This window comes from Nitrobacter sp. TKz-YC01 (assembly GCF_047824785.1).
GTDB lineage: Bacteria > Pseudomonadota > Alphaproteobacteria > Rhizobiales > Xanthobacteraceae > Nitrobacter.
The window spans coordinates 3,421,602-3,441,036 of sequence record NZ_CP181167.1; the positions used below are offsets into that span (position 1 = coordinate 3,421,602).

Sequence of the window (19,435 nt, forward strand, 5' to 3'; positions counted from 1 at the left end):
TTACTGCCGCGCGGACGCTGTCTCGCCCGGCATCGCTCCCGTTTTGTGCGAAGCATCGGCTTCCGCCCACATCACGGCGTTGACCTTATCGCCCGCCGTGAACTTCTGGAAGCCCTCCACCACGACACGGTCGCCCGCATCCAGCCCCTGGCTAATTATTGAGTAGCCGTGCTGGACGGCATCCGTCCGGATCGGGCGCGCGATGACGCGATCGTCGTCCCGAACCACAAAGACCTCGCTGTCACCGCCGGAGTCGCGCTGCACCGCCTGCTGCGGAACAGCGATCGCATCGCTGTCGACGCCCTGCTCCAGCAGCACGCGAACGTACATGCCTGGCAGCAACTCGCGCTTCGGATTCGAAAATTCGCCGCGCAGCGTCACCTGCCCGGTCGAGGAATCGACCTTGGCTTCGGAAAAAAGGAACTTTCCGGGCAGCGGGTAAAGCTTTTCATCGTTGAGCAGGAGGCGGACCTTGGCAGCACCCGGCGCGATGCGCTCCAGCTCACCGGACTCGAAGGCATGGCGAAGATTGTTAAGCTCCGTCACCGACTGGGTGAAGTCGGCATAGATCGTGTCGAGTTGCTGCACCGTCGCGAGGCTTGCCGCATCGTTCTGCACGACGAGCGCGCCCTCGGTCACCTGGGCGGCACCGACCACGCCGTCGATCGGCGCGCGAATGGTGGTGTAATCAAGATGGAGCCGCGCCCGCGCCAGATCCGCCTTGCGGGCGGCCACATCAGCCGCCGCCTGACGCATGTTGGCGATCGCCTTCTCGTTCTCGGCCTCGGAAGTGGCATGCCGCGCGGTCAGTTTCTCGATACGTCTCGCATGGTGCGAGGCCTGCTCGAGTACGGCGTTGGCCTTTGCGAGAGCCGCTTCCGCGGCCTGTACTTCAACCGCGAACGGCTCCGGATCGATCTGATACAGCGGATCGCCAGCCTTCACTTCGCTGCCTTGCTGGAACAGCCGCTTGGTGATGATGCCGGAAACCCGCGGGCGCACCTCGGCAACCCGCAATGGCGAGATGCGGCCCGGCAGTTCGCGAACCATCGCGTGCGGTTTCGGAACCACCGTGACGACGCTGACCTCGGGAACGACAGTTCCAGCGGAAGCGTCCGCCGTTGCCGGCTCCTCACAGCCGCCAAGGAGCGGCGACAATCCGGCGATCGCGATAGCCAGAAACGCCAGTCGTAAATTGAATTTCGGCATGGAAACTGCAAGCTCTGTGGATGTTGCTACGCGACGCGCGGATTCGCTACGTGACGCACAACGTCGATACTCTCGAATCCCCAGCAAAGTTCTAATGACGGCTGGAGAACCGCGACGCAACACCATTTGGCGGCGGCGCAATGTCACAGAACAATATACCTTTGATATCGTAACGATTTCCCTGGTTCTCAAACATTCGTGAACCCGGTTCCATTCCAATTAAACGGAAATGGTCACGCGCGGAAAACTCCGTGTCCGCTGGGATGTCGCCATGTCGTTATGAGTCATGGCACGAGTACGGCGCCGCAGGCCAGCGACGATTGGCAAAATCGCGAGATGAGCTATTTCTTGCCGCCAACGCCGTGCCATAATGCGGCTTGTCTGAACCTTCCTGCCTCTCTCCTTGATGGTTAAGCACGCTGGCTCATGGCGCAAGGCACTACTTCCCGCTCCGCACCGGAGATCGAACTGGCGAAACTGGCGCCGCCCCGGATATTTCTGGTGCGCATGGTCGTGTTCATCGTGCTGTGCGCGCTGGTGCTGGTCGTTCTCTACAAGCAGATCGTTTCCGCGTTCTTCGCCAACCCCAGCCTCAACGCGCTGATCATCGGCGTGCTCGCGATCGGAATCGTTTTCGCGTTTCGGCAGGTGATCCGGCTTTATCCGGAAATCGCGTGGGTCAACAATTTCCGCATCGCCAATGCGGGCCGGGCACCAGACCGAAGACCGCGATTGCTGGCTCCGATGGCCGCCATCCTCGGCGGCGAACGCACCGGGCGCGTGTCGATCTCCCAGCAGACCATGCGGCATCTGCTCGATTCCATCGCCACCCGGCTCGATGAAGCCCGCGACATCTCGCGCTACATGACGGGCCTGCTGGTGTTCCTGGGTCTGCTCGGCACGTTCTGGGGCCTGATCGAAACCGTCGGCTCCGTCGGCAAGGTGATCGACGGTTTGAGGGTCGGCGGCGACACCGGATCGCTGTTCGAGACGCTGAAGGAAGGCCTCGCCGCGCCGCTCGGCGGCATGGGGATTTCGTTTTCGTCATCGCTGTTCGGCCTCGCCGGATCGCTGATCCTTGGTTTTCTCGATCTGCAGTCCAGCCAGGCGCAGAACCGTTTCTATACCGACCTCGAGGACTGGCTCGTCACCACCGTTCGCGAATACAGCGGCAAGACCCGGCCCGATCCGGCCGCCGAGATAAAGTCTGCGATCGAGCAGCTTCGCGCAACCGTCGGGAAGACGGGATCCGGCCATGAAACCACCTCCGCGATGGCCAGCCTCGCGGAAGCCATTCAGGGGCTCGTCGGCCATATGCGGACCGAACAGCAATTGATTCGCGAATGGGCGGACGAACAGGGCGAGCAGAACCGCGAGATCAAAAAGCTGCTTCAGCACCTTGCCAGGCAGCCGGATGACGACCACCTGACCATCCCGTTTACCTCGACCGCCGCTTCGCGCCCGGCTCCCACGGCCGAGGGAGAGCCCTGATCTTAAGAGAAGCATCATGGCCCTAGCACGCGGGCGCCGGAACGAGAGCGGATTCAACTATTGGCCGGGATTCGTCGATGCCCTCTCGACGCTGGTGCTCGCGATCGTGTTCCTGCTGTCTGTGTTTCTGGTGGCGCAGTTCTTCCTGTCGCAGGAAGTCACGGGCAAGGACAAGGCGCTCGAACAACTCAACGCCCGGATCGCTCAACTGACCGATCTGCTGTCGCTGGAAAAGCTCGGCAAGGTCAATCTCGGCGACGAGGTCAGCCAGTTGCGCGCGGGTCTCGCCTCGGCGGAGACCGAGCGCGATCGGATCAAGGGACTTTATGAGGGGCTCGCCGGCGCGGGTAGCGATGCCGCGGGCCGCAACAGCCAGTTGAACAAGGCGCTGGATTCCGAAAAGCAGATTTCATCGCGCGCGCTGGCGCAGGTCGAGGTGCTGACCCAGCAGATCAGCGCGCTGCGCCGGCAACTGGCGGCGCTGGAGGACGCGCTCGACGCCTCCGAGAAGAAGGACAAGGAGTCGCAGAACCGCATCGCCGATCTCGGCCAGCGGCTGAACGTCGCGCTGGCGAAACGGGTGCAGGAACTGTCCCGCTACCGTTCGGAATTCTTCGGACGCCTGCGCGCCATTCTCGGCAACCGGCCGGATATCAGAATCGTCGGCGACCGCTTCGTTTTCCAGTCGGAAGTGTTTTTCGATACCGCGCAGGCGACGCTGCTGCCGGAAGGAAAAGCTGAACTCGACAAGGTGGCCGGCGCGCTGACCGATCTCGACAAGCAGATCCCGCATGAGATCGCCTGGGTGCTGCGCGTGGACGGCCATACCGACGTCAGGCCCATCAACAGTCCGGTGTTCAAGTCGAACTGGGACCTGTCGGCGGCGCGCGCGATATCGGTAGTGCAGTATCTGGCGTCGCTCGGCGTGCCGCCGCAACGTCTGGTCGCCGCGGGTTTCGGTGAATTCCAGCCGCTTGATTCCGACACAACGGAAGACGCCTACAAGCGCAACCGCCGCATCGAGCTGAAGCTGACGGAGCGGTAAGGACATCATCCCGAAAGTCAGTCTCCCGGTTGCCGGGTAAAGGATCATGCCCCAACAAAGAACCGCGACGTTCAAACTGCGCCCCTACCGTGCCTCCGACGAGGGCGCGGCGATCGCCCTGTGGCAGGCGACCTGGCAACAAGCCTATCCTGAGATCGATTTCGCGGCGCGCGTGTCGTGGTGGCGCGAACGCTGGCGCAATGAACTCGTCCCCGGCGCCGACATCGTTGTCGCCGAGCAATCCGGAGAGCTGGCCGGTTTCGTCACCATCGATGCGGCAGGCTATCTCGACCAGCTCGTGGTCGCCCCCGCGCATTGGGGGGACGACATCGCGAACGCGTTGATGCTTGAGGCCAAGCGGCTGTCGCCGTCGGGAATTACGCTGCTGGTCAACGCCGACAACGGCCGCGCCATCCGCTTCTACGCGCGCAACGGATTCGCGCACGCCGGCGAGGATGTGAATCCGGTTTCAGGACGGCCGGTCAAACGCATGGAATGGAGGCCGTGAGGGAACAGGACTTCACGCCCCCTCGAACTGCAGCCGCGCCAGGCGGGCATACAGTCCATTCGCCGCTACCAGCGAGGCGTGCGTCCCCTGCTCCACGATCCGTCCCCGATCCATGACCATGATGCGATCGCAGGAGAGGACCGTTGCGAGACGATGCGCGATCACCAGCGTCGTGCGATGGCGCATCAGTTCTTCCAGCGCGGTCTGCACCAGGGTCTCGGATTCCGCGTCAAGCGACGACGTCGCCTCGTCCAGCAGCAACAGAGGCGCGTCGCGCAGGATCGCGCGGGCGATGGCGATGCGCTGGCGCTGTCCGCCGGACAGCGTCACGCCGCGCTCGCCGAGCAGCGCCTCGAAGCCGCCGGGCAGGCGGCGGATGAATTCGGTGGCATGGGCGAGTTCGGCGGCACGCTCGACCTCGGCGTCGGACGCATCCGGCCTGCCGAAACGGATATTCTCGCGGGCCGACGCGGCGAAGACCACCGACTCCTGCGGCACCAGCGCGATTCGCGCGCGAACCTCGCGCGGATCGGCGGTGCGCAGCGGAACGCCGTCGAAGGAGATGGTGCCCGAGACAGGATCGTAGAACCGCAGCAGCAGGTGAAACAGCGTGCTTTTTCCCGCGCCGGAAGGGCCGACGATGGCGACCTTCTCGCCCGCCTTCACCGCCAGCGAGACGCCGTCCAGTACCTTGACTTCCGGGCGCGAGGGGTAGGCGAAGCCGACATTGTCCAGCGTGACATCGCCGCGCGCCGGCTCCGGCAACGCGCGCGGCGTCGGCGGCGCCGCGATCACCGGCTTCACGCGAAGAAGCTCGAACAGGCGCTCGGCCGCGCCGGAAGCGGCGGCGACCTCGCCCCAGACCTCGCTGAGCTGGCCGAGACCGGTCGCGGCGAACGCGGCATACAGCACGAACTGGCCGAGCCGGCCCGGCGTCATGTCGCCCTCGAGGACGTCGCGAGAGCCGATCCAGAGAATCAGGACCACGCTGGTGAAAACGATGAAGATGATGATCGCGGTCAGCACGGCGCGGGCGCGCGCCGAATTGCGCGCCGCCAGATAGGCATGTTCGACTTCTCCGCCGAAACGCGCATCGGCAAGCCGTTCGTTGGTGTAGGCCTGAACCGTCCTGATCCCGCCGACCAGTTCGGATGCATAGGCGGTGGCGTCCGCGAGATTGTCCTGCGCGCTCCGCGACAGGCGGCGGACCCAGCGTCCGAACGCGACCAGCGGCACGATGATCAACGGGATCGCCGCCAGCACCAGCCCGGACAAACGCGGACTGGTGATGACCATCATCGAAGCCGCGCCGACGAACAGCACCACATTGCGCAGCGCAACCGATATCGATGAGCCGACCGCGGACTTGATCTGGGTGGTGTCGGCGGTCAGCCGCGAGATCAGCTCACCGCTGCGGGCGGTGTCGAAAAACACCGGCGACAGCGAAATCAGGTGAGCGAACACGTCACGCCGAAGGTCGGCGACGATGCGCTCGCCGGTGGTGGTCACCAGAAAATAACGCGCCGCGCTGGCGCCAGCGAGGACGGCCACGACGCCGATCATCATCGTAAAGTAGCTGTTGATCATCGCGACGCCTTCAGCCGTGAAGCCGAAGTCGATGATCCGGCGCACCGCGAGCGGCACGACCAGCGTCGTCAGGGCGGCGACGATCAGCGCGACAAGCGCGAGCAGCGCCCGGCCGCGATAGCGGAGGATATACGGCGTGAGCGCCAGCAGCGGACGCAGCCGGAGGCGGCGGGCATCCTTGGCGGACGGCGCGGCCTGATCCGGCGCGGCAGACTCCGGCGCTCCGGTTCCAGCCTTCGGGGAGCTATCGAGCGGCGGCGCAACGGCCGGCGCCTTCGACGTATTCTCACGCACTTCTACCGAACTCATCACCTGACCACGCTATTGCTGATTAAGGCACGTCATATGCCCCCCCATGCGCGCTGGCAAATGCGCAGGCGCGCTTGTCGGTCAAACCCTGGTGCGATATAGAGCGGTCCGAATTCGCCCAAAACCTTCCGCCTTGCAAGGACATATCATGAAAGCCGAAATTCATCCGGATTATCATACAATTAAGGTCGTCATGACCGACGGCACGGAGTACCTCACCCGTTCCACCTGGGGCAAGGACGGCGACACCATGAATCTCGACATCGATTCCAAGTCGCATCCGGCCTGGACCGGCGGTTCCCAGCAGATCCTCGATCGCGGCGGCCGGGTCTCCCGGTTCCAGAAGAAGTTCTCGGGCTTCCTCAAGAAGGGCTGAGCCCGTCCCTGCTTCTGGTTGAACGCTTCCGCTTGCCGAACGCTCCCGCTGCGCGGGAGCGTTTTTGCATGAGCCGTGTCATCAGCACCCGCAATATCAGTTCCCGCAACATCAACCTCGGGAACCGCGGAGCTGGTCAGCCGGTTCGTGACGCTCTCCGTGACGCTCAAAGGCTTCCCTGAGAAGGTTGAGCTGCGACACCAGCGGATTACCGGCCGTTCCGCGCTCCACCGGCGGCGCATGAATGGTGTTATCAAGGCGCCGGACCCGCGCCTGCAAATTCATCGATCGCTCGATCAAATCCTGCAACTGCCACGGCAGTTTCGCGATCATGTCGTGTGCGCCGGGATCCGCCGCCGTCAGCTTCACCCGCGTCTTTTCGCGATTGGCCTGCGCCAGCGTCATCTCGCCTTCCTTGACGGCGCGATGCAGCAGGAGCCACGACGCCAGCTGCATCAGCCGCGTGGTCAGTCTCATGCTTTCGGTGGCGTAGGTCAGGCTGACGGCGCGTTCGAGCGCCTTCGCTTCGGTTCGCCCGTCGCCATCGAGATAGGCCGCGGTCTCCTCGACCAGATCCATGCCTTCACGGAACAGGGCCGTGAACACGGAAGAGCCCGCAAGACGTTCGCTGAACTGCACCAGACCGGTACCGCCTGCCGATGGATCGAACATAGGTTCATGCCTCACGCAACCAGCGCATTATCCGCCAGGTGGATCCATTTAGCTGTAAGAAAATACTTTCAATCAACAACTTGTGCGCATTCCGCTCGCAACGGCCGTTTTTAACCTTTTGCGATACGCGTTTGAGCCTGCCGCCGGTTTTTAGCGCCGGCTTATGGTGAACAAATCATTGCCCGCCGTGAAGCGGGAGTCCAGCGCCAAATAATGCCAACGGTTAATAAGGGTTAATATTCAAGGGCAAAACAGGACGCGGGGCAAAAAAAAGCCGCCGTTGCCGGCGGCCTGAAGTTGATAACAGGGAGGCGTCAAACAGAGTGGACAGGAAGCCACTCGGTGTCCAATGAAGGACATTTCAGTCATAGTCAGGAAAGCTTAATCAATCGTAAACGAATGAATTTCTTCAGCTTTCGTTTGCAATTTGGGCGAGGCAAGGCTTTTCCGCGCGGGCAGCTGTTTTCTGCTCGGGGTATGACTGTTGCGCGCTGGAAAATCTCAGGACCTGAAAAAACGGTCAGCCGCGTCCTTCGAGGCGCGCTTCTTTGCTTCGGCCGCCCGCAACCGCTGAATCTCCTCCATCAGCAGCGCGATCCGCTCGTTAAGTTCATTCACCGAAAGCTGCGAGAGATCCTGTCCGATCTCATGGATGAGCTTTTTCCTGGGTTCGTCGCCGTCAATGGTCATGCGCCTGTCCCGCCGCGACTCAAGAGCCCTCAACCCGCGAGTTTTCTTTTCCAGTTCGCGGCCGACTCACGCGCGCCGGCACGTTATAATCAGCGTCCGACTCCTTTCCAAGCTTGCCCGGTGACACCATGGAAAAGCCGCCAGCGCAAATGACCGCCATCGGCATCAGCAAGCCCGGCGGCCCGGAAGTGCTGGTGCCGCAGCTCCGGCCGGTCCCCTCGCCCGGCCCGCGCGAAATTCTGATCAAGGTCGCGGCGGCCGGCGTCAACCGGCCGGATATCTTACAGCGGTCCGGCAGCTATCCGCCGCCGCCGGGCGCCAGCGATCTGCCCGGCCTCGAAGTCGCGGGCGAAGTGGTGTCGCTTGGCGAGGGAGCAGGCAAGCACCGGCTCGGCGACAAGGTGATGTCGCTGGTCTCGGGCGGCGGCTACGCCCAGTATTGCGTGGCGCATGAATCGATCGCCATTCCGGTCCCCGCCGGCTTCTCCATGATTGAAGCCGGCGCCACGCCGGAAACGCTGGTCACGGTATGGCACAACGTGTTCGAGCGCGGCGCGTTGAAGGCAGGCGAGACACTGCTGGTCCACGGCGGCTCGTCGGGCATCGGCACCATGGCGATCCAACTCGCCAAGGCGTTCGGCGCCAGGGCGATCGTAACCGTCGGATCAAGAGAGAAGGCCGACGCCTGTCTGGAACTCGGGGCCGATCACGCCATCAACTACAAGCTCCAAGACTTCGTCGCGGAGGTGAAGGCCGCGACGGCCGGCGCCGGCGCCGATCTCATCCTCGATATGGTCGGCGGCGACTACATCGAGAAGAATTACGACGCCGCCGCGCTCGAAGGCCGCATCGTGCAGATCGCGTTTCTCGGCGGCGCGAAGACAACCGTTAATTTCGCCAGGCTGATGATGAAGCGGCTGCATCATACCGGTTCGACGCTGCGGCCGCGTTCGGTGGCCGACAAGGCCGCGATGGTCGACGCCATCGAAGCCAGGGTGCTGCCCTTGATGCGGGAGGGACGAATCAAGCCGCTGATCGACAGCAGCTTCCCGCTCGAGGAGGCAGCGGACGCGCACCGGCGGATGGAAACCAGCGCCCATGTTGGCAAAATTGTGTTGACGATTTAGATTCCCGCGTCCTGCTGAAGCCTATAATTTCCTTCGCGATTATGTCATCTATCTCGCGCGGTCGGCGGGACTGTATGTTGAACGCGAGGAAATGACATTGCACCTGGTCAGGCGGCTTGCGTGGCTTACGCTGGCCCTCATGATTTTCGTCGCGGCATCGCCGGCGCGCGCAGTCGACGCCGTCAGCGTCCGCAGCGACGCGCCCGCCATCGACCTCACCGCCATCCTCGATCATCAGCACAGCGATTCCGACCGCATTCAGGTCTCGACCGCGCCCGGCACCGACGGCATCGTTCGCCGCGTCGAGGTGCGCGCGCGGGAAGGCGGCCAGAACTGGGTGGTATTCGCGCTCGCCAACAACACAGACGATCAACTCGACCGCCTGATCGTCGCACCGCACTACCGCCTGGTGTCGTCGGGACTGCTGTGGCCGGATCTCGGGCAATCGCGCATCGCGACCATCACGCCATCGACCGGCGATCGGCCCGAGCGGCAGGAAAGCGCCACCGCGGACGTCTTCCAGATCACGCTCGATCCCGGCGCCGTCATCACCTTCGTCATGGAACTGCGCACCGACAGGCTGCCGCAGCTTTATCTCTGGGAACCCGACGCCTACAAGGACAAGGTCAATTCCTTCACCCTGTATCAGGGCATCGTGATCGGCATCTCCGGGCTGCTGGCGCTCGTGCTGACCATCCTGTTCGTGGTCAAGGGAAGCATCATGTTTCCCGCCGCCGCCGCGCTTGCCTGGGCGGTGCTGGTCTACATCGGGGTCGATTTCGGCTTCTGGGGCAAGGTGCTGGACATGCCGGCCGGCGCTGAACGAATCTGGCGCGCCTCGGGCGAGGCGATTCTCGCGGCGACGCTGCTCGTATTCCTGTTCGCCTATCTCAATCTCAGCCGCTGGCATGTGCGCTATTCGCACATCACGCTCGGCTGGCTTTTCTTTCTCGGCTCGCTGGTGGCGCTTGCCCTGTTCGATCCGGCGGTCGCTTCCGGCATCGCCCGGATATCGCTGGCGCTGATCGCGGTATTCGGCTTCGGGCTGATCGTCTATCTCGCGGTTCACGGCTTCGATCGCGCCGTCCTGCTGATTCCGACCTGGTTCCTGCTGGTGGTGTGGGTCGCCGCCGCCGGAATGGCGATCGAAGGCAAGGTCGTCAACGACATCGTGGGCCCCGCTTTGCTCGGCGGCCTCGTGCTGATCGTGATGCTGATCGGGTTCACGGTGATGCAGCATGCGTTCGCCGGCGGAGGCGGCGCCTCGGGCGTCGTGTCGGATATCGAACGCCGCGCGCTCGCATTGACCGGCGCGGGCGATCTGGTCTGGGACTGGGACGTCTCCGCCGACAAGGTCTTCACCAGTCCCGAGACCGAAAGCATGCTCGGCCTGAAACGCGGCACGCTCGAGGGTCCGGCGGCAGGCTGGCTGGAGGTGCTGCATCCGCTCGATCAGGACCGTTTCCGCGCGGCGCTGGACAGCGTGCTCGAACAGCGCCGGGGCCGGCTGGTGCAGGACTTCCGGCTGCGCGCGTCCGACGGCCACTTCATGTGGTTCGCCCTGAAGGCGCGCCCGGTGGTGGGCTCAGACGGCGAGGTGTCCCGCGTGGTCGGAACGCTCGCCGATGTCACCGAAACGAGGAAGGCCGAGGAGCGGATGCTGCACGATTCAGTGCACGACAACCTGACCGGCCTTCCCAACCGCAAACTCTTCATTGACCGTCTCAACGCGGTCGCGACCCTCGCCAAGACCATGCCGGGCCTGAGGCCGGCCCTGATGGTGATCGATTTCGACCGCTTCAAGCAGGTCAACGATTCCGTTGGCGTCGCGGTCGGAGATTCGATCCTGCTGACCCTGGCGCGACGGCTTACGCGCATCCTTAAAGCCCAGGATACGCTGGCGCGGCTGTCCGGCGATCAGTTCGGCCTTATCCTGATGTCGGAGCAGGATCCGCCCCGCATCACCGCATTCGCCGAAACGATCCGCAAGACCATCCGCGCCCCGATCGCCTTCAATGACCGTGAAATCTTCCTGACCGCGTCGATCGGCCTCGCGCTGAGCGACCCTCAGACGCAATTATCGGACCAGATCATCAAGGACGCCGAACTTGCGATGTACCATTCCAAACGGATCGGCGGCGATCGGATCGACGTTTACAAACCCGCGATGCGCGCCCGGAAAAACGACCGGCTATCGCTCGAGGCCGAACTGCGGCGCGCCCTCGAGCGGCATGAGATCACCGTCCTCTACCAGCCCATCGTCCGGCTCGAGGATCGCTCGATCGCCGGTTTTGAAGCGCTGGCGCGATGGGATCACCCCAAGCTCGGACGGATGGCGCCGGACGAATTCATCACCATCGCCGAGGAAGCCGGCCTGATCGTCGATCTCGGGACCTTCGTGATGGATCAGACCGCGCGCCAGCTTGCGGTCTGGCAACGCGCCATGCGGTCGCAGCCGCCGATTTTCGCCAGCGTCAACGTCTCCTCGCGCCAGTTGCTGCGGCACGATCTGATCCACGACATCCGCACGGTGCTGTCGCGCTCATCCATCGCGCGCGGCACCCTGAAGCTTGAACTGACCGAATCCCTTGTCATGGAAAATCCCGAACATGCAGCGCAAATGTTGCAACGGATTCGCGAACTCGGCGTCGGGCTCTCGCTCGACGATTTCGGCACCGGCTATTCCTCGCTATCATACCTGCAGCGTTTCCCGCTCGACACCATCAAGATCGACCAGTCGTTCGTGCGCACCTCGACGCGCGGCACGCGGCCGGTCATTCTCAAGTCGATCATCGCGCTGGCGCACGACCTCGGCATGGATGTCGTCGCCGAGGGCGCCGAAACCGACTCCGATGCGGTGGAACTCTATCAGATGGGCTGCGAATACGCCCAGGGCTTTGCTTTCGGCGAGCCGATGGACGTCGATGCGACGATGCGGCTGCTGGCCCAGGAGCGGCTCGAGGCGGCAAGCTGAAACCGCTCAGCGCGCGACGCCCGACAGGCGAAGACCGGCCCGCTCAGGCGTGACCGGCTTCGTTCGACAACATGCCGGGATCAATTCCGATCTTGTGCAGCGCGCGAACATACTTGTCCTCGATATCGCGGCCGAAAATCAGATCCTGATCGGCAGGACAGTGCAGCCATCCATTGTCCTGGATTTCGGTCTCCAGTTGACCCGGTGCCCATCCGGCATAACCAAGCGCCAGGATCGCATGTTTGGGGCCGGCGCCCTTGGCGATGGCTTCCAGGATATCAAGCGTCGCGGTCAGGCAGACACCCTCGTCAATGGGCAGCGTCGCGTCCTCGATGAAGAAATCGCTCGAGTGCAAAACGAAGCCGCGGCCGGTTTCGACCGGGCCGCCCTTCATCACTTTCATCGTCTCGGCGGTTTCCGGCAGCTTGATCAGGTCGGCTTGCTTGATGATGTCGAGCTGCACCAGCAGATCGGTGAAGTCGACGCTTCCGGCGGGGCGATTGAGAATGATGCCCATCGCACCCTCGGACGAGTGCGCGCACACATAGATCACGGAACGCGCGAACCGCTCGTCTTCCATGACAGGCATCGCGATCAGCAACTGGCCGTCCAGATAGTTGCGGTCATAGGTATCCGTGTCTGCAGCATCCATGTCTGCAATATCCATGTCTGCATCGTCAGCGTGACGACGGTCCCTGCCAGGCCCTTTACGCGCTGGTTTCATCAGCAAATGACCCTCATGTTGCCCTTCCATCCTGATATTGGGTGCGCATTCTGTCAATCAACCTTCCCGAGCCATGGCGAAACAGCGCATCACAAGCAATTCAATAGTTTGGCCCGCGCGCAACCGATAAAAAGACGCTCGCATGATCACTAAGGTTCCTCTTTACGCGTTGCCCGGCGTCGCGGTCGCGTTGCTGGCGTGCGCGCTTTCGCCCTCCGCAAGGGGCGAGGACGCCTCGCCATGGCAGCAGGGCAGCCACGCCGCCGTCCGCCTGCTCGCGGGCTCGCGCAGCGGTGCGGTGCTGCTCGGCGGTATCGCATTTCAGCTCGAACCGGGTTGGAAAACCTTCTGGCGCACGCCGGGCGACTCCGGTGTGCCGCCGCGTTTCGACTTTTCGAAGTCGGACAATGTCGATGCCGTGACTGTTTTGTGGCCCGCGCCATCGAAATTTCCCGACGGCGCAGGCGGCCATTCGCTCGGCTACAAGGAGCAGGTCGTGCTGCCGCTACGGATCGCCGCCACCAATGCCGACAAGCCGATCACGCTCCGCGCGACCGTCAGTTTCGCGGTATGCGCGAAGCTGTGCATTCCCGCCGAAGCCAGCATGGAGCTTGCCTTCGCCAGCGTGGCGAGCGCCGAGGACAGCACGCTGGCCGCCGCGCTCGATATGGTGCCGAAGCCGGCGCGGATCGGCGATCCAAATCCCCTGACGATTCGCAACGTCAGGCGCGAGGGAGAATCAACCGTGACCGTCGATGTCGCGACCGACAATCCCAGGGACGACGTCAACCTGTTCGTCGAAGGCCCGACACCGGACTGGGCGCTGCCGATCCCGACCCGGCACGAGCGCGCGCCGCGCGGGGTGAAACGATTTTCATTCAAGCTCGACGGCCTTCCGGCCAACGTCAAAGCCGAAGGCGCCGCGCTGAAAATGACGCTGGTCGGCGGCAAGCAGGCCTATGAATTCAATATCAATCTGGATTGACGGCGAGGCGCTACCGGAAGCGCCGCGCAGAGCTATCCGGTTCGCCCAACTGAATCTTAAGGAACGGTTGCTATAGCGTTTTCGAGCGAAGTAGGTGACCTGTTCGCGTGAAGAAAGCGCGTCAAAACAAAATCATGGAGCCCGCTTCTGATTCCATCAGAAGCGGAAAGGTTGTAAATTCGAGTCAGGGCGCGCATCCCGCGTCGAGGATTCCGCCGTGGCCGCTACGGACGCCCCCTCCGCTCCTGCGAAGCGATCGCCCATGCTGATCGGACGGTTGCGCGCGATAATGGGCGGCTCAAGCGAGGCTTCGCTGACCAGCCGGCTCGCCGGCACGATCTTCATCATCCGGGTGATAAGCGCCGGGCTCGCTTACGTGGCGCAAATCCTTCTCGCGCGCTGGATGGGTGGCTCCGACTACGGCGTCTATGTGTATGTCTGGACCTGGGTGCTGCTGCTCGGCAGCATGATGGATTTCGGAATCTCGGTTTCCGCGCAGAGGATCATTCCGGAATATCGCGCGAGCGGCGACGACGCGCGGCTGCGCGGATTCCTGAGCGGCAGCCGCTGGATGACATTCATCGTCGCCTCGCTGATCTCGGCATCGCTCGCGGCCCTGGTCAAAGCGCTGTCACCGTGGATCGATGCGGCGACGGTGCTTCCGCTTTATATCGGCTGCCTGACGCTGCCGGCCTTCGTGGTCGCCAACACCCAGGACGGCATTGCGCGTTCCCACGACTGGATGCGGCTCGGACTGATGCCGCAATTCATCGTGCGGCAATCGCTGATCATCGGCTTCACCGCCGGCGCGTTCGTGCTGGGATTTCACCTCAGCGCCACCGTCGCCATGCTGGCCAGCGTCGCGGCGGTGTGGATCGCCATGATCGGCCAGATGATCGTCCTCAATCGCAGGCTGCGCACGATCGTCACGCCCGGACCCAAAGTCCACGATTTTCGCGGCTGGCTCTCGGTCTCGCTGCCGATCCTTCTGGTCGAGAGCTTCTATCTGCTGTTGTCCTACACGGACGTGCTCGTGCTGCAGCAGTTTCGCTCGTCGGAAGAAGTCGGCATTTACTTCGCCGTCGTCAAAACCCTGGCGCTGGTGTCCTTCATCCACTACGCCATGTCGGCGACGACGGCGCACCGCTTCACGGAATATCATGCCGCTGGCGACCGCGAGCGGCTGGCGGCCTACCTCGCCTATGCGATCAAATGGACCTTCTGGCCCTCGCTCGCGGCCACGCTGTTGCTGCTCGCGTTCGGCAAACCGATGCTGTGGCTGTTCGGCCCGCAGTTCGTCACCGGCTACAGCATCATGTTCGTCGCCGCGATCGGGCTCGTGGTCCGTTCCGCGATCGGCCCCGTCGAGCGGCTGCTCAATATGCTCGGCCATCAACACGCCTGCGCGGCCGCGTATGCGCTGGCCTTCGGCATGAACGTGGTGCTGTGCTTCGCGTTCGTCCCGCGCTACGGCGGCCACGGCGCCGCCGCCGCGACGTCGATCTCGCTCACATTCGAAACGGTGCTGCTGTTCTGGATCGTCCGCCGCAAGCTCGGATTGCATGTGCTGGCGTTCGGGAAGGGGCGGACCTCGACCTAGAGTCTTTATGTTTTGACGCGTTTTCTTCACGCGAACCGGTGTCCATCCTCGGGTCAAGCCCCAGGACATGCTTCGCTCGAAAACGCTATGGAGCCCGCTTCTGATTTCATCAGAAGCGAAAGGGCTCTGGCCGTTCCAGCCGATTCGGCTACGCCGCCGTCCAGCCGCCATCAATCGATAAATTGCTTCCGGTGATCTGGGCGGCATCATCGCCGCAAAGATAGAGCGCCAGCGCCGCGACCTGCTCCACGGTGACGAACTGCTTGGTCGGCTGCGCGGCGAGCAGCACGTCGTTGACGACCTGCTCCCTGGTCATGCCGCGCGACGTCATGGTGTCGGGAATCTGTTTTTCCACCAGCGACGTCCAGACATAGCCCGGACTGATGCAGTTGCAGGTGATCCTGTGCTGCGCAAGTTCAAGAGCCACCGTCTTGGTGAGACCCGCGATGCCGTGCTTGGCGGCGACATAGGCCGATTTGAACGGCGAAGCCACCGTCGAATGCGCCGAGGCGGTATTGATGATGCGGCCCCAGCCGCGCTTCTTCATACCGGGCACCGCAGCGCGGATGGCATGAAAGGCCGACGAAAGATTGATGGCGATGATCGCGTCCCACTTCTCGACAGGGAACGACTCGACCGGCGAGACGAACTGGATGCCGGCATTGTTGACGAGAATATCGACCGAGCCGAAGGTTGTTTCGCCGAGTTCGATCATGCCGGCGATCTCGGCGGGCTTCGTCATGTCGGCGGGCGAGTAGGCCGCCTTGACCTTGAACTCGGCCTCGATGCCGGCGCGCGCCCTTTCGATGTCAGCCGCGGCACCCAGTCCGTTGATCACGACGTTGGCGCCGGCGCAGGCGAAGGCCCGGGCATAGGCCAGGCCTATGCCGCTGGTTGATCCGGTCACGACCGCGGTCCTGCCTTTCAAGTTCGTCATCGCACTCCCCTGTCGGAACAGCAGATCATCTCAACGTCGCGGCGCGGGCGTGAGCACCGGCACGCTAGAGTCTTTCACCGCTTCACGGAAGCGGTGAAAGACTCTAGAGCGGCCGCCGGTCAAATGGAATCAGCACCGCCGCTCCAGTTAATTGATTGAGCATCGGATTTATCCCGAAACCGGTTCCCACTTTCGGGTCCGATGCTCTAGCTTTTGATTTGACGCGTTTTCTTGATGCGAACCGGGCTCCATCCTCGGGTCAAGCCCGAGGACATGCTTCGCTCGAAAACGCTATATATGTCGCCGATCAAGCCGCTTCGCGCTCAACTCCACCAGCGCACGGCGAGCCTCTCCACGCAGTCGTTATCGCTCGCCCGTGGATGCCAGCACCAGAGTCCAGAACACCTTGTACTTGGTGTCCGGAGCATAGCTAGCGGCGATGCCCAGTTTCGTGACGCCGTTCTTGAGCATGTTCGCCCGATGGGGAGGCGAATCGCGCCAGCCGGAAAACGCCTCGGCGAGGGTATGATAACCGGCGCCGATATTCTCGACCGCCAGCGTTGCCGGATAGCCGGCCGCCGCCAGCCGCTTGGGCAGCGTCCCGGCAACGTCGTGATCCATCTTGTTGCGCTTGGCCATCGCCATCGATTGCGCCTCGGCGATCTTCATCAGTTCGGGATCAACCGTCACCGGGCCGAGGCCGTTATTGGCGCGATAGCCGGAAATCATCGAGGCCGCCATCACGGAATCCAGCTTGGCTCCCCCATGCGCCATGTCGAGATAGAAAGCCGGCTGCTCCTTGGCCGCCGACTTTTCCGTAACGCACCCGGCCAGAGGCAGCAGGCCGAGAAGCGCGGCAAAAGTGCGGATCATCCTGGTGTCCCGAACCCGAAGTTCGCCCCGTCATACTGCGCCTTCCGTAGCGAACTTCGGAGTCGAAAGGACACGAGCAGCCTGCATTTGCTGGCGGTCCTCGATTCCAACCATCGCAAGCGACGGGCTGAAACGGGATGCGAATGTCGGAATCGGGCCACCAGCCCCAATGAGGCAGTTGTTGCACATCAACAGTGGCTGAAAGATGAATGATCCCAAGCGTCCCGTTCCCGGCGCTCGCATGTCTTGACGGTTGAAACGGACTCCAGCGCGTTTTCAAGCGAAGCATGTCCTCGGGCTTGACCCTAAGGATGGACACCGGTTCGCGTGAAGGAAACGCGTCAAATCAAAATTATAGAGCCTCTCAAAATCATAGAGCCTCGCTTCTGATTCCATCAGAAACGAAAGGGCTCTAGGCGCGGTCCGCGAAAATGCGATAGCGCCGGGGCTGCAATCCGACGACCTCGCCGTCGCGAAGCTCGCGGTCACGCGGCGCATCGATCTCGATGATGGTTTCACCCTGACCGTCGGACAACGCGATGTCGGCGCGCTGGATCGGACCGAAACTCCGCACCCGCCGCACGGTGCCTTCGAGGCCGCCCCAGCCCGGCGGGCTGATCTGCATATCGTGGCGGCGGACGAACAGCTTCGACGGCCCCGACGCGCCGCATTCCGCGGCGATATTCAGCGGCGTGCCGCCGAGCCGGATCACGCCATCCTGGATATCGACGGGCAGGACAATGGACTCGCCGATGAAGCCATGGACGAACGCCGTCGCCGGACTGTCATACACATCACCCGGCTTGCCGATCTGCTCGATCCTGCCCTTGTCCATCACCACCACGCGGTTTGCGACTTCGAGCGCCTCCTCCTGATCGTGCGTCACGAACACGGAAGTGACATGAATTTCCTCGTGCAGCGAGCGCAGCCAGCGACGCAACTCCTTCCGCACCTTGGCATCGAGCGCACCGAACGGCTCGTCCAGCAGCAGGATGCGGGGCTCGGTCGCCAGCGCCCGGGCCAGCGCGATGCGTTGACGCTGGCCGCCGGAGAGCTGACTCGGATAGCGATCGGCAAGCCAGTCGAGCTGCACCAGATCGAGCAGTTCCCTGACCCGCGCGCGGATGCTGGCTTCGTCCTTGCGAACAGCACGCGGCTGCACCCGCAGTCCGAACGCGACGTTTTCGAAGACCGTCATGTGGCGGAACAGGGCGTAGTGCTGAAATACGAAGCCGACCTGCCGCTCACCCGCTCCGCGCGCCAGCGCGTTCTCGCCGTCGAATGACACCGAGCCGCTGTCCGGCCAGTCGAGCCCGGCGATAATCCGCAATAGCGTCGTCTTGCCCGAGCCCGACGGACCAAGCAGCGCCAGCAACTCGCCATCCCCGATCGTCAGGTCGACGTTGTTAAGCGCGGAGAATGCGCCAAACCTCTTGACGATATTTTTCAGCTCAATGCTCACGCGTCTGCCGCCCCTCGTCGAGTTGCCCTTCGAGAATCGTTTTCGCAATCAGCGTGATCAATGCGAGCAACGCCAATAACGATGCCACCGCGAACGCCGCCACAAACTGATACTCGTTATACAGGATTTCAACCAGCAGCGGCATCGTATTGGTTTCACCCCGGATGTGACCGGAAACCACGGAGACCGCACCGAACTCACCCATCGCGCGCGCGTTGCAAAGCAGCACGCCATAGAGCAGGCCCCATTTGATATTCGGAAGCGTGACACGAAAGAAGGTCTGCAATCCGGAAGCGCCGAGCGACAGCGCGGCTTCTTCTTCCGCCGTCCCCTGCTCCTGCATCAACGGAATCAGCGCCCGCGACACGAAGGGAAAGGTGACGAACGTCGTCGCCAGCGCAATACCGGGTAGCGCGAACAGAATCTGGATGTCGTGATCCTGCAGCCAGGGCCCGAGAAAACCCTGCCCCCCGAACAACAACACGAACACCAGGCCGGAAACGACCGGGCTGACCGAGAACGGCAGGTCAATCAGCGTGATCAGCAACGTCTTTCCGGGAAATTCGAACTTGGCGACGGCCCATGCGGCAATCAAACCGAACACCAGATTGAGACCGACTGAAATCGCTGCGACCGTCAGCGTCAGCTTGATCGCCGACAGCGCTTCCGGTTCGACGAGCGCCGCGAGATACACCTGTCCGCCCCTGGCGAACGCCTCCGCGAACACGATCGTCAGCGGCAACACGATGAACACCGTGAGAAAAAGGATGCAAAGGCCGATCAGCAACGCGCGCACCCAGCGCGGCTCGGTGCGGGCATCGTTGCGGTCGCGCGAAATCGCGAAAGCGGCTTCGGACATCAGCGTC

17 protein-coding genes are annotated in these 19,435 nt (G+C 62.9%); 8 read left to right on the forward strand and 9 right to left on the reverse strand.

Annotated elements, in window-relative coordinates; all coding sequences use genetic code 11:
• Positions 1 to 1,209, reverse strand: coding sequence for an efflux RND transporter periplasmic adaptor subunit (locus tag ACMYR2_RS16350; RefSeq protein ID WP_347264893.1), 1,209 nt, complete (start codon positions 1,207 to 1,209; stop codon positions 1 to 3).
• A 426-nt stretch (positions 1,210 to 1,635) separates the two neighbouring features.
• Here ACMYR2_RS16350 and ACMYR2_RS16355 point away from each other — a divergent pair, with 426 nt between their 5' ends.
• The 3 genes from ACMYR2_RS16355 to ACMYR2_RS16365 are packed head-to-tail and all read left to right on the forward strand — an operon-like array spanning position 1,636 to position 4,253.
• Positions 1,636 to 2,700, forward strand: coding sequence for a flagellar motor protein MotA (locus tag ACMYR2_RS16355; protein WP_416193301.1), 1,065 nt, complete (start codon positions 1,636 to 1,638; stop codon positions 2,698 to 2,700).
• 16 nt (positions 2,701 to 2,716) lie between these two features.
• On the forward strand, positions 2,717 to 3,745 hold the full coding sequence (locus ACMYR2_RS16360; protein ID WP_347265176.1) for a peptidoglycan -binding protein: 1,029 nt from the start codon (positions 2,717 to 2,719) through the stop codon (positions 3,743 to 3,745).
• Positions 3,746 to 3,791: 46 nt separating this feature from the next.
• The gene (locus ACMYR2_RS16365; RefSeq protein ID WP_347265175.1) at positions 3,792 to 4,253 is read left to right on the forward strand and encodes a GNAT family N-acetyltransferase; all 462 of its coding nucleotides are present in this window, start codon (positions 3,792 to 3,794) and stop codon (positions 4,251 to 4,253) included.
• Between the two features lie 12 nt (positions 4,254 to 4,265).
• Here ACMYR2_RS16365 and ACMYR2_RS16370 read toward each other — a convergent pair whose 3' ends face one another.
• Positions 4,266 to 6,149, reverse strand: coding sequence for an ABC transporter transmembrane domain-containing protein (locus tag ACMYR2_RS16370; protein WP_347265174.1), 1,884 nt, complete (start codon positions 6,147 to 6,149; stop codon positions 4,266 to 4,268).
• Positions 6,150 to 6,297: 148 nt separating this feature from the next.
• Here ACMYR2_RS16370 and rpmE point away from each other — a divergent pair, with 148 nt between their 5' ends.
• Positions 6,298 to 6,525: a 50S ribosomal protein L31 gene (rpmE, locus tag ACMYR2_RS16375; protein ID WP_011315945.1), complete on the forward strand. Its 228-nt coding sequence runs from the start codon at positions 6,298 to 6,300 to the stop codon at positions 6,523 to 6,525.
• Positions 6,526 to 6,636: 111 nt separating this feature from the next.
• Here the strand turns inward: rpmE and ACMYR2_RS16380 are convergent, their stop codons facing one another.
• Together ACMYR2_RS16380 and ACMYR2_RS16385 are read right to left on the reverse strand one after the other, a co-directional pair.
• A complete protein-coding gene (locus ACMYR2_RS16380) occupies positions 6,637 to 7,197 on the reverse strand; it encodes a DUF1465 family protein (RefSeq protein ID WP_347265173.1) in 561 nt (186 codons plus the stop codon).
• Positions 7,198 to 7,698: 501 nt separating this feature from the next.
• Positions 7,699 to 7,887: a DUF1192 domain-containing protein gene (locus tag ACMYR2_RS16385; protein ID WP_347265172.1), complete on the reverse strand. Its 189-nt coding sequence runs from the start codon at positions 7,885 to 7,887 to the stop codon at positions 7,699 to 7,701.
• A 128-nt stretch (positions 7,888 to 8,015) separates the two neighbouring features.
• Between ACMYR2_RS16385 and ACMYR2_RS16390 the strand changes: the two genes are divergently transcribed.
• Positions 8,016 to 9,014 (forward strand): NAD(P)H-quinone oxidoreductase, encoded by a 999-nt coding sequence (locus ACMYR2_RS16390; protein ID WP_347265171.1) that lies wholly within the window; start codon positions 8,016 to 8,018, stop codon positions 9,012 to 9,014.
• A 97-nt stretch (positions 9,015 to 9,111) separates the two neighbouring features.
• Positions 9,112 to 11,988, forward strand: coding sequence for an EAL domain-containing protein (locus ACMYR2_RS16395; RefSeq protein WP_416194117.1), 2,877 nt, complete (start codon positions 9,112 to 9,114; stop codon positions 11,986 to 11,988).
• 43 nt (positions 11,989 to 12,031) lie between these two features.
• Here the strand turns inward: ACMYR2_RS16395 and ACMYR2_RS16400 are convergent, their stop codons facing one another.
• The gene (locus tag ACMYR2_RS16400) at positions 12,032 to 12,655 is read right to left on the reverse strand and encodes a YqgE/AlgH family protein (RefSeq protein ID WP_416193302.1); all 624 of its coding nucleotides are present in this window, start codon (positions 12,653 to 12,655) and stop codon (positions 12,032 to 12,034) included.
• Between the two features lie 199 nt (positions 12,656 to 12,854).
• Here ACMYR2_RS16400 and ACMYR2_RS16405 point away from each other — a divergent pair, with 199 nt between their 5' ends.
• Both ACMYR2_RS16405 and ACMYR2_RS16410 read left to right on the forward strand, forming a co-directional pair.
• Complete coding sequence (locus ACMYR2_RS16405; RefSeq protein WP_347263801.1) at positions 12,855 to 13,697, forward strand: protein-disulfide reductase DsbD domain-containing protein; 843 nt, start codon at positions 12,855 to 12,857, stop codon at positions 13,695 to 13,697.
• Positions 13,698 to 13,959: 262 nt separating this feature from the next.
• Positions 13,960 to 15,297 carry a flippase gene (locus tag ACMYR2_RS16410; protein WP_347263806.1) on the forward strand — a complete coding sequence of 446 codons (1,338 nt, stop codon included), beginning with the start codon at positions 13,960 to 13,962 and terminating at the stop codon, positions 15,295 to 15,297.
• 148 nt (positions 15,298 to 15,445) lie between these two features.
• On the opposite strand, the gene ACMYR2_RS16415 is transcribed toward ACMYR2_RS16410, so the two are convergent.
• From ACMYR2_RS16415 to cysW, 4 genes are all read right to left on the reverse strand, one after another.
• Complete coding sequence (locus ACMYR2_RS16415) at positions 15,446 to 16,234, reverse strand: 3-hydroxybutyrate dehydrogenase (protein ID WP_416193303.1); 789 nt, start codon at positions 16,232 to 16,234, stop codon at positions 15,446 to 15,448.
• A gap of 363 nt (positions 16,235 to 16,597) precedes the next feature.
• On the reverse strand, positions 16,598 to 17,107 hold the full coding sequence (locus ACMYR2_RS16420; RefSeq protein ID WP_347263799.1) for a CAP domain-containing protein: 510 nt from the start codon (positions 17,105 to 17,107) through the stop codon (positions 16,598 to 16,600).
• A gap of 412 nt (positions 17,108 to 17,519) precedes the next feature.
• Entirely contained in the window at positions 17,520 to 18,569 is a 1,050-nt protein-coding gene (locus tag ACMYR2_RS16425; RefSeq protein WP_347263798.1) for a sulfate ABC transporter ATP-binding protein, read from the reverse strand.
• Complete coding sequence (gene cysW / locus ACMYR2_RS16430) at positions 18,559 to 19,428, reverse strand: sulfate ABC transporter permease subunit CysW (RefSeq protein WP_347263797.1); 870 nt, start codon at positions 19,426 to 19,428, stop codon at positions 18,559 to 18,561. Before cysW ends, ACMYR2_RS16425 begins: the two co-directional genes overlap by 11 nt.
• Positions 19,429 to 19,435 lie beyond the last annotated feature (7 nt).

Coding starts and splice junctions, on each gene's coding strand:
- ACMYR2_RS16420 (WP_347263799.1), bottom strand. CDS start 17,107: ATGATCCGCACTTTTGCCGCGCTTCTCGGCCTGCTGCCTCTGGCCGGG.
- ACMYR2_RS16355 (WP_416193301.1), top strand. CDS start 1,636: ATGGCGCAAGGCACTACTTCCCGCTCCGCACCGGAGATCGAACTGGCG.
- ACMYR2_RS16410 (WP_347263806.1), top strand. CDS start 13,960: ATGCTGATCGGACGGTTGCGCGCGATAATGGGCGGCTCAAGCGAGGCT.
- ACMYR2_RS16370 (WP_347265174.1), bottom strand. CDS start 6,149: ATGAGTTCGGTAGAAGTGCGTGAGAATACGTCGAAGGCGCCGGCCGTT.
- ACMYR2_RS16360 (WP_347265176.1), top strand. CDS start 2,717: ATGGCCCTAGCACGCGGGCGCCGGAACGAGAGCGGATTCAACTATTGG.
- ACMYR2_RS16365 (WP_347265175.1), top strand. CDS start 3,792: ATGCCCCAACAAAGAACCGCGACGTTCAAACTGCGCCCCTACCGTGCC.
- ACMYR2_RS16380 (WP_347265173.1), bottom strand. CDS start 7,197: ATGTTCGATCCATCGGCAGGCGGTACCGGTCTGGTGCAGTTCAGCGAA.
- ACMYR2_RS16350 (WP_347264893.1), bottom strand. CDS start 1,209: ATGCCGAAATTCAATTTACGACTGGCGTTTCTGGCTATCGCGATCGCC.
- ACMYR2_RS16385 (WP_347265172.1), bottom strand. CDS start 7,887: ATGACCATTGACGGCGACGAACCCAGGAAAAAGCTCATCCATGAGATC.
- ACMYR2_RS16405 (WP_347263801.1), top strand. CDS start 12,855: ATGATCACTAAGGTTCCTCTTTACGCGTTGCCCGGCGTCGCGGTCGCG.
- ACMYR2_RS16390 (WP_347265171.1), top strand. CDS start 8,016: ATGGAAAAGCCGCCAGCGCAAATGACCGCCATCGGCATCAGCAAGCCC.
- ACMYR2_RS16400 (WP_416193302.1), bottom strand. CDS start 12,655: ATGGATATTGCAGACATGGATGCTGCAGACACGGATACCTATGACCGC.
- rpmE (WP_011315945.1), top strand. CDS start 6,298: ATGAAAGCCGAAATTCATCCGGATTATCATACAATTAAGGTCGTCATG.
- cysW (WP_347263797.1), bottom strand. CDS start 19,428: ATGTCCGAAGCCGCTTTCGCGATTTCGCGCGACCGCAACGATGCCCGC.
- ACMYR2_RS16415 (WP_416193303.1), bottom strand. CDS start 16,234: ATGACGAACTTGAAAGGCAGGACCGCGGTCGTGACCGGATCAACCAGC.